Here is a 9,220-nt window from a genome sequence, read left to right as displayed (position 1 = left end):
CGTGATAGGCGGTGGCCTGCTCCAGCGTCGATTGCGTGCCGCGGAACGGACCCAACCAGCCGGATTCGGCGAACAGCGGATAGACGGTGAAGGGAAACACGCTCAAGAGCAGGCTCCAGCCGCCGGTGCGGCGCAGTGCCTCCATCAGCATCACCCACATCACGAGGCCCGCGGCGATCACGGTGTTCGGCGCGCCGCCGAATTCCCATCCGGCCTCCGCCGCCTTGCGCACGTTCGACATCAGGAGCAGCGCGGCCGCGAAGGTCACGACGAAGAAGACGAGGTCATACCAGGGAATGCGGTCGAGCGGCGCGCGCTCGGTCCCCGGGAAGATCAGGAAGGTGAAGGGCAGCATCAAGGCGATCAGGAGATAGAAATACTCCGTGTTGAGCTGGGTGTAGCCGATGAAGAACCGCAGCGAGAACTGCTGGTTGATGCAGAGCAGGATGGTCGCCGCGGTCGCGGCCACCAGTATCCAGCGCCAGGCGCCGTGCAGCGTGCGGACGCGCGTTACCTCCGCCTCCTGCATGTTGGCGGCGGCGCCGTGCGGATCGTCGAACACGACCCGCTTGGCCTCGTCCTTGGGGCCGGTGGAAACTGAAGCAGACATGATCGACCCCGTGCGCGGGCTGTAAAGCGCTGTAGACTAGTCCTCGAACCCGTTCGGCATGTCGGCCTTGGCCAGCGCCGTGGCGCGTGCCTTCATCCAGCCCTCGAGGAATGCCTTGTCGTCCGCGGGCGGGTTGGACTTGCCGTACTCCGTCCACGCTGCGCCAAGCACCTCCTGCCGCTTGATCAGCTTGTTGTTGTGCGCGTCCTGCGCGTCGCTCCATTGCCCGGCTTCCTTCAGCGCCTTCACCGCGCCGGGATGCACCGGCACCACCCAGTTCTTGGTCTGCCGGTCGGCGGCGAGACCGCCCGCGCCGGGCGCGGAGTCCTTGTAGGCGTCGTAATTCACGATCATCGCCTTGGTGATGGCGTAGACCTGGTCGGCCGGTTGCGAGGCGTAGGTCACGAAGATCGGGTAGGGGTAGTTGCCGAGCTCGATCGGCTTGTCCGGCGAGATGCCGGCGCCGCAAGTCGCAAGTTGCGGGAAGAAGAACGAGCCGACCTTCTGCATCCGCGCCCAGCCCTCCTTGTCCTTGGCCGGCAGCGGCGGCCAGATCAGGCCGCGCGGCGAGGTCTCGGCCTCCTTGGCGGGGCCGGTGATGGTGGTGCCGAAGGCGGCGTCGGTGTCGTTGTTGATCAGGCCCTTCCACATCGCGCCGTAGCTGGCGAACTCGACCACCTTGACGTCCTTCTGCGACAGCCCGGCGAAGGCAAGCACCGCGAGCGAGTTCTGGTTCAGCGCCGGCGAGCCCACGACGAAACCGACGCGCTTGCCTTGCAGGTCTTTCAGATCTTTCACACCGGTATCGGCGGCGACGCCAAGCGAACCGCAATTGCAATCGACGCTCGAGAGCAGGATCTGGAGCGGCTGCGGGCCCCATTCCTTCGCGCCGAACTCGAACACGCCTTCCTGCGCGAAATAGGTGCCCGATCCCATCGCCGCCGACACGGCACGCTTGGCGCGCAGCGGCGCAAGCCGCGCGACGTCGTTGCCTGCGGGGAGCACGCGCACGTCGGTGCCGTATTTGTCCTTCATCATCTTGCCGACACCGACCGCGATGTTGAAGCCGGCGGTGCCGGTGTCATAGGCGGTAAACGTCAAGGTCGCCGGCAGCTTGACGTCTTCGGCGAACGAATAGCGTGTAGACGCAAAAGAAATGCCCGCAACCAAGGCAGGCGCGAGCACGAGCAGCCCACGAAGCATGTTTCTCTCCAATGATCATCGCGTTTGCCGCGAAGATTTTCTTACTTTGTTTGAAACAGATTTTGTTTGAAACAGATCATGTCATCCGTATCAGGCGATGGCAACGCCGTACCGCGGATACGAAGCGGTGGTCTGACAGATTGTCGCGGACCACTGACGGCGATAGCGCATCGCTCGGCCATGGTTCGAGAAGCGCCGTGAGCGGCGTTCCTCACCATGAGGATTTGTAATTTGCTGCAAAAACCAGCCTCATCCTGAGGAGCCCGCCAAAAGCGGGCGTCTCGAAGGATGGCCACAGAAAGATTGCGCAACCACGTCAGGCGATGCGCATGCGCTCAACTCGCGACGATCGCGATCGCTTGTCCCTCGGCGACGATGTCGTCGAGCTTCACCAGAAGCGATGTGATCGTGCCGCTCGCGGGCGAAGGCACGGGTATCTCCATCTTCATCGCCTCGACCACCACAACGTCGTCGCCATCCGCGACGGTTCCTCCAACTTGCACGGGAGTTGCGCAGACGCGTCCCGCGACTTCGGTGACGATCTTAATTTCTGGCATGCCATCGCCTTTTTGTTGTGGTCGCAAAATGCCTGAGGTAGCTTCTTCTGCAAGCGGAATTTAATTCCGCAGAGCGGAACAACTGGTAGGGATCATGGGACGACGTTCGGAGCGGTTGAGTAGACAAGGTGCGCTCGCTGGCGAAGCCGGTGAGGGTGATGTCATCCAGGTGGTGTCGCGCGCGTTCGACGTGTTGCGATGCTTCGAGGGCCACGATAGCAGGCTCGGCAATCTCGAGATTTCAAATCGCTGCGGCCTGCCGCGCTCGACCGTGTCGCGGCTCACGCACACGCTGACGCGCATGGGCCAGCTCGTCTATCTGCCGCGCGATCAGAAATATCGCATCGGTCCGAGCGCGGTGGCGATGAGCGCCTCGATGATGAAGGGCGCGCAGCTGCGCAGCATGATCCGCCAGCGGCTCCAGGAAGTCGCAGAGCAACTGCCTGGTACGGTCGGCTTCGTCGTCCCCGATCGCTTCCATCTCGTCTATCTCCAGTTCGCGCGATCGGCGACCGCGCTTGGCCTGCATGAAGGCACCGGCAGCCGCATCTCGATGGCCTCGACCGCCGCAGGCGCGGCCTACACCGCGGCGCTGGCGCCCGAGATCGGCGATGCCTTCATTGCGGACATGGAGCGCGAAGCTCCCGAGGCGGCCAAGATCCTGAAGCCCCGCATCGAGGCCAACCGTCAGTCGCTGCGCGAGCGCGGCTATGTCGTGGCCTGCGGTCTGTGGAGCCCGCACATCAATGGTCTCGCGGTGCCGATCTGGTCGCCGCAGTACCAGACCTTCGTCGTCATCACGATCGGTCTTCTGTCCGCGATGTATGACGAGCAGCGGCTGCATGCCGAAGTCGCGCCGCTGATGCTCGCGCTCGGCCGCTCGCTCGGCAGCCTGATGGAAGGCGCTGAAGGCGATGTCTTCAACAACCGTATCCCGCGTAAACCGGTCGCAATGGCCGTGCACAACAATAACAAGCCGATCAATTCGGAGGGAGTGAATGAACTGGAAGCCGGAACTCGACGAGCTCGCCCGGCGCGAAGCCTTCGCGCGGGAGATGGGCGGCGTTGACAAGGTCAAGCGACAGCATGACCAGGGCCGGCTGACTGTTCGGGAGCGCATCGACAAGCTGATCGACAAAGGCAGCTTTCACGAGATCGGTGCCGTCTCCGGCATCGGTGAGTACGATTCCAGCGGCGAGTTGCAGAAATTGACGCCGGCGAACTGCGTGTTCGGCCGCGCGCGCGTCGACGGCCGCACCGTGGTCGTGGTCGGCGACGATTTCACCGTGCGCGGCGGCTCGGCGGATGCTTCGATCTCGGCCAAGCCCTTGATGGCGGAGGAGATGGCGCACGACTTCCGTCTGCCCATCGTCCGCATCATCGAAGGCTCCGGCGGCGGCGGCTCGGTCAAGACCATCGAGACCAAGGGCGCGGCGAACCTGCCGGGCGGCATCGGCGGCACGCGCTGGTATCGCTTCACGACGGAAAACCTGTCGCGCGTACCCGTGGTCGCGCTCGGCCTCGGCTCGGTTGCGGGCCTTGGTGCCGCGCGCCTCGCCGCCAGCCACTATTCCATCATGACCAGGAAGTCGGCGATGTTCGTCGCAGGGCCGCCGGTGGTGAAGGCGCTGGGGCAGGACCTCTCGAAGGAGGAGCTCGGCGGCGCCGACATCCAGACCCGCGCCGGCGCGGTCGATCATGCCGTCGACACCGAGGAAGAGGCGTTCGCCTGCGCGCGGCGCTTCCTGTCCTATCTGCCGCCGTCGGTCTATGAGTTGCCGCCGACCTTGCCCTGCACCGACAATCCCGAGCGCACCGAGGAAGCGCTGATGAACGCGGTGCCGCGCAACCGCAAGCAGGTCTACAAGATGCGGCCGATCATCGAGTCCGTCGTCGACAAGGGCTCGTTCTTCGAGGTCGCCGCCAATTTCGGCAAGCCGATCATCGTTGGCCTCGCCCGGCTCGAGGGCAGGGCGGTGATGGTGCTGGCCAGCGACAGTTTTCACTATGGCGGCTCCTGGACGGCGGATGCCTGCCAGAAGGTGGTGCGCTGGGTCGATTTCGCGGAAACCTTCCATCTGCCCGTCGTCTATCTCATGGACTGCCCCGGCTTCATGATCGGCCTCGATGCCGAGAAGGCGGCGACCATCCGGCACGGCGTCCGCGCCATGGCCGCGGTCAACCAGACCACCGTGCCCTGGTGCACGGTGATCCTGCGCAATGCCTTTGGTGTGGCCGGCGTGGTGCATCAGCCGGCCGACCGCTTCTCGATCCGCTACGCCTGGCCGTCGGCCTATTGGGGCTCGCTGCCGCTCGAAGGCGGCATCGAAGCGGCCTACCGCGCCGACATCGATGCGGCCGAGGACAAGGCGGCGAAGCTGAGGGAGATCGAGGAGCGGCTGAACAAGCTGCGCTCGCCGTTCCGCTCGGCCGAGAAGTTCTGGGTCGAGGAGATTATCGACCCGCGCAGGACAAGGTCCTTGCTCTGCGAGTTCGCAAGGCTGGCCGAGCCGCTCCGCAAGGCCGGACCTCCCGGAAACATGACGATCAGGCCGTAACGGCGACCGTCATCGCGAGCCGACGGGTCCGCGCGAGGCGCGGCCCGACGACGGGCTCCGCGAGGCAGCCCGGAATCCGCGGACGCTCCGGACAAGATCCGGGCCCGGGCGCGAGCGTTTGCGCTCCACGCCCGTCCGGGACGGGGCTCCGCGAAGGTTCGGGGTTACCGGTTCGCCCCGAATTCGTGACCCGACCGGGCTCATCCTCGATGATCTCGTTTAAGCGGTGTTAATGATGCTTTCTCAATATGAGACATCTCATTGGTGCGGTCCCTGTTTATAGGGTTCCCGTAAGCGTTGATTAAGATGGCTGTCGCCATATTTCGCCCGTGACGATCGGGTGGCCGGCGGCAAGGCCCTGCCTATCTCCTCCCGTCACCGGTGTTTTGGAAAATTTCTTCGCCGCAACGACGGCAACCAGGGTGAAGGCATGCTCGGCCGCGTAGTGCTTCGTTTCGCGAGAGACCGGAAGGCCAACGTCGCCATCATCTTCGCGCTCACGATGATTCCCATCATCTTTCTGCTGGGCATGGCGCTCGACTATACGCTGGCCCTGCGCAAGCGGGAGCAATTGAACGCGGCTGCCGACGCTGCCGCGGTCGCGGCCGTGAGGCCCGCGATGCTGACGCAGACCGACACCACCGTCGTCAAGGCGACCGCGGAAGCCGTATTCGCAGCGAAGGCGAATCTTCCCGGGCTGTCCGTGACGCCGACACCGACGGTCACTGTCACCGATTCCGGTCTCGCGCGGACCATCACGGTTTCCTACGTCGCGCAGTCCATCAACAATTTCCCCGGCGTTCTCGGCAAGGCGACCTGGCAGGTCGCCGGTTCCGCGACGGCGAAGGCGTCCAGCGCGCCCAACATGAACTTCTATCTGTTGCTGGACGACTCTCCGTCGATGGCGATCGCGGCGACCCAGACCGACATCGACAACATGATCGCCGCGACGAAGAGTCAGCCGTCATACGCGGCGAATTGCGCGTTCGCTTGTCACGAGGCGCATCCCAACAACGCGGCTCCAAGCTCTACGAACAAGGACAATCTCACCATCGCCCGTGCGAAGAACATCACGCTGCGCATCGATCTCGTGACCAATGCCGTTACGCAACTGATGGTCGGACCCTGGACGTGCCCGCAGTCGGGTGTGTCGGGCGGCGTCATGCAGTGCATGTCGGCGCTCAACAACACGACTTACAATGCTGCCATCTACACCTTCGACTACGCCCTGAACACGATCCAGACGCTGACCACGCCGACCGCCGCCGGCACCAAGATCTCCAACATTCAGCTCCTGACGGTCGATCACCAGAACTGCCCCCTTCTCAACAGCAAGGGCGCCTGCGTCTACACCACCGACTACGGCACGGATATTTCGGGCGGCCTCACGGGCGTCAACGCCGTGATGCCTGCGCCGGGCACCGGCACCAACCAGTCGGGCGATACACCGCAGGAAGTGGTCTTCCTCGTCACTGACGGCGTCGAGGACAAGCTCATCCCGAAGACGGGGGGCGCCTGCGACGCCAATGCCACTTATGCGCTTCCGTCTGCCAACTCGACGACCTTGCGATGCCAGCAACCGCTCGACACGACGGTCTGCACGACGATCAAGAACCGCGGCATTCGCATCGCGGTCCTCTACACCGAGTATCTGCCACTGCCGACCGAAAGCTGGTACAACACCCGCATCGCGCAGTTCAACAGCCCGTCCTCGTCGACCGGCACGATCGCAACGCGGCTGCAATCCTGCGCATCGCCCGGCCTGTATGCGAGCGTGCAGACGGGCGGCGACATTTCCGCGGCGCTGACCAACCTCTTCATCAAGGTTGCGTCCAGCACGGCCAGCCTCGTGCAGTAGAGAGCGCGCCATGACCGGACCAGACGTCGCAACCACAAAGAGACGCCGCAATCGCTGCGGCGCCTTCGCGCGAGACAAATCAGGAGCCACGGCCGTCGAATTCGCGCTCGTTGCCGCGCCGTTCCTCGCCCTCATCATCGCGCTCATTCAGACGTTCCTCGTTTTCTTCGCCCAGCAACTGCTCGAATCCGTCGTGCGCCAATCGGCACGCCTCGTCATGACGGGACAGGTTCAGTCCGCGCAGATGACGAAGGACGTGTTCAAGCAGAAGGTCTGCGACCAGGTCGTGATCCTGTTCAACTGCAGCGACCTGATGGTCGACATGCAGGTGGCGACGTCGTGGTCCGCCGCCGATACGGGCATTCCGGCCTTGACCTTCGATGGCAATGGAGGGGTCACGAACACCTGGCAGTACGATCCCGGCAATTCCGGCGACGTCGTCGTTCTCCGGGTGATGTACCAGTGGCCGGTGTTCCTCGGGCCGCTCGGTTTCAATCTCTCGAATCTTTCCAACGGCAACCGGCTGATCATGTCGTCCGCCGCGTTCCAGAACGAGCCAGGAGCTACCTGATGATCGCCGTCCTGTCGTCTCGCGCACGGCACCTGCGAACCGACGCTCGCGGCGTTGCAGCGACGGAGTTCGCCATCGTCGCCCCGTTCATGCTTCTGCTCTATATCGGCGGCGTCGAGCTCGGAAACGGGCTCGCCATGAACGTCAAGGTCAGCGCGACCGCGCACAGTGTCGCCGACATGGTTTCGCAGAACACGCAGGTGAGCGCGGCTCGCATGCAAGCAATTCTTGGTGCCGCGACGGCAATCATGGCGCCTTATGCCGTCAAGAACGGCAGCACCTCCCTGATGACGATCACGGTCTCTGGAGTCTCGACCGACAGCAACGGCAATGCGACGGTGCAATGGAGCACGTCGACGAGCTCGTCGGGGGCGAGAACCGTGGGTCAGCAGATGCCCTTGTCCCAGTTCACCGCGACCAATCCGAGCAATCCCAACAACGCCAACATCTCGCTCATCCTGAGCGAAGTGTCCTATGACTATACGCCCAACCTCGGCTACACGATCGCCGGCACCGTCAAGTTGACCGACAGCTATTACCTGTTCCCGCGCTGCTCGACGAACAGCCCGGCCACGTCGAGCTTTCCATATTACGACGTGAAGTATTCCGCGACGATGACGACGACGTGCACATGCGTCCAGCATCTGCAGCAGAAGACCTGCTAGCTGAGCAAAGCGGCGGCGGTTAACCGGGATGCAGGGGCAATCCTGAATCGGAAAACCACGCTCGTGCGAATCCCTTCCATGGATTCACGACTTGGCTCTACAACGTCGGTGATCGCTCCGCCCAAGCTTTGGTGGCTTGGCAGATTTCCATCGCTCGGGCGTAGGCGGAGCGTGTCGTCGTGCGGGCGAGATAGGCACGCTCGACTGAACCCGGGGTCTAGTTGCTGGTTCGCAGACCAAGCAGGAGAGCGTAGCTCACTGAAATGTCAGCAGCAGTGAACTGGTCTCCGGCGAGAAAGGGACGATCTGCGAGACGCTGGATGACCAATCCCAGCCGGCTATGAAAGGTCTCCAGTGCCCAGTTTGTGACCCGGGCGTTTCGCTCTGCTTCGGGCGCGAGTGCGCGACCGACGAAGACGGCGTTCATTGGTCCAGCGAGCCCAGCCTCTCCCAAATGGAGGAACTGCAGATAGGCGCCGAAGGCCGGATCGTCCGGGGCGACGGCGAGCGGGCTCGGCCCGTGGCGGGCAAGCAGGTATTCGAGGATCGCGATCGATTCGACCATGATCATCTCGCCGTCCTGTAGCGCCGGGATAAAGCCGGCGGGGTTGATCGCAAGAAAATCGGGATCATTGTCGACAGCGCGCAGATCGACCGGGCGCAGCCGATAAGCCACTCCCAATTCCTCGAGCAGCCAAACGACACGGAATCCACGACCTTCGCCATAGACAGTGAGCATGATTGAGCGTCCTCACGCTGGCTTGAGTGCCTAAATTCGCGGGAGCGAGATTTCCACTCTGACGCGATATGTACAAGACTCGTCGAATACTCCTGCGCAACGCCTTCGGCGTCGCCGGCGGTCGCGACCTCCCGCTTCCGTCGCAACGCGAGGCTCGTCGCTCGTCGCGAGCGCCGGAAGTGTCAAAGGCGGACGTTCGTACTCTGCGAGTTAATCATTTCAGTCGCAACGTGTGGCTTATTAGGATCGAGGAGAGCGGCCCGCAAATGCAGCCATTTTCGGCCGTTCTTTAGGCCCATTTCGGCCAAACTGTTATCAGTTGCTCATTTTCCGGGGCAGGACCCTTCAACTCGGAGTCCTGCAATGTTCAAGCTAGTTCTTTTTGCGTGTTTTTTTGTTGCCGTCAGCTCTATTGCTTCGGAAGCACGACCCTACCGCATTGATCTCGCACCCGAATGC

The 9,220-nt window shown here is 63.2% G+C and carries 7 protein-coding genes and 2 pseudogenes; 5 read left to right on the top strand and 4 right to left on the bottom strand.

Annotated elements, in window-relative coordinates:
* From AC1D00_RS14060 to AC1D00_RS14050, 3 genes and pseudogenes are all read right to left on the bottom strand, one after another.
* Positions 1-610: pseudogene (locus AC1D00_RS14060) on the bottom strand (TRAP transporter permease); the annotation flags it as partial.
* A gap of 36 nt (positions 611-646) precedes the next feature.
* Complete coding sequence (locus AC1D00_RS14055; protein ID WP_477011080.1) at positions 647-1,813, bottom strand: TAXI family TRAP transporter solute-binding subunit; 1,167 nt, start codon at positions 1,811-1,813, stop codon at positions 647-649.
* 335 nt (positions 1,814-2,148) lie between these two features.
* Positions 2,149-2,370, bottom strand: coding sequence for an acyl-CoA carboxylase biotin carboxyl carrier protein subunit (locus AC1D00_RS14050; protein ID WP_027543130.1), 222 nt, complete (start codon positions 2,368-2,370; stop codon positions 2,149-2,151).
* A 94-nt stretch (positions 2,371-2,464) separates the two neighbouring features.
* Here AC1D00_RS14050 and AC1D00_RS14045 point away from each other — a divergent pair, with 94 nt between their 5' ends.
* The 5 genes from AC1D00_RS14045 (at position 2,465) to AC1D00_RS14025 (ending at position 8,022) form a co-directional block, all read left to right on the top strand.
* The gene (locus AC1D00_RS14045; RefSeq protein ID WP_167770659.1) at positions 2,465-3,439 is read left to right on the top strand and encodes an IclR family transcriptional regulator; all 975 of its coding nucleotides are present in this window, start codon (positions 2,465-2,467) and stop codon (positions 3,437-3,439) included.
* Positions 3,369-4,928 (top strand): acyl-CoA carboxylase subunit beta, encoded by a 1,560-nt coding sequence (locus tag AC1D00_RS14040; RefSeq protein WP_477011079.1) that lies wholly within the window; start codon positions 3,369-3,371, stop codon positions 4,926-4,928. Before AC1D00_RS14045 ends, AC1D00_RS14040 begins: the two co-directional genes overlap by 71 nt.
* A gap of 430 nt (positions 4,929-5,358) precedes the next feature.
* On the top strand, positions 5,359-6,786 hold the full coding sequence (locus AC1D00_RS14035) for a TadE/TadG family type IV pilus assembly protein (protein ID WP_477011078.1): 1,428 nt from the start codon (positions 5,359-5,361) through the stop codon (positions 6,784-6,786).
* Positions 6,787-6,796: 10 nt separating this feature from the next.
* On the top strand, positions 6,797-7,357 hold the full coding sequence (locus AC1D00_RS14030) for a TadE/TadG family type IV pilus assembly protein (RefSeq protein WP_477011077.1): 561 nt from the start codon (positions 6,797-6,799) through the stop codon (positions 7,355-7,357).
* Positions 7,357-8,022 carry a TadE/TadG family type IV pilus assembly protein gene (locus AC1D00_RS14025; RefSeq protein ID WP_477011076.1) on the top strand — a complete coding sequence of 222 codons (666 nt, stop codon included), beginning with the start codon at positions 7,357-7,359 and terminating at the stop codon, positions 8,020-8,022. The genes AC1D00_RS14030 and AC1D00_RS14025 overlap by 1 nt, the downstream gene beginning before the upstream one ends.
* A 97-nt stretch (positions 8,023-8,119) precedes the next feature.
* Here the strand turns inward: AC1D00_RS14025 and AC1D00_RS14020 are convergent.
* Positions 8,120-8,761, bottom strand: a pseudogene (locus AC1D00_RS14020) (glutathione S-transferase family protein).
* Positions 8,762-9,220 lie beyond the last annotated feature (459 nt).

The organism is Bradyrhizobium sp. P2_E8 (assembly GCF_056403875.1).
This window is presented reverse-complemented; position numbering and strand designations above follow the sequence as displayed.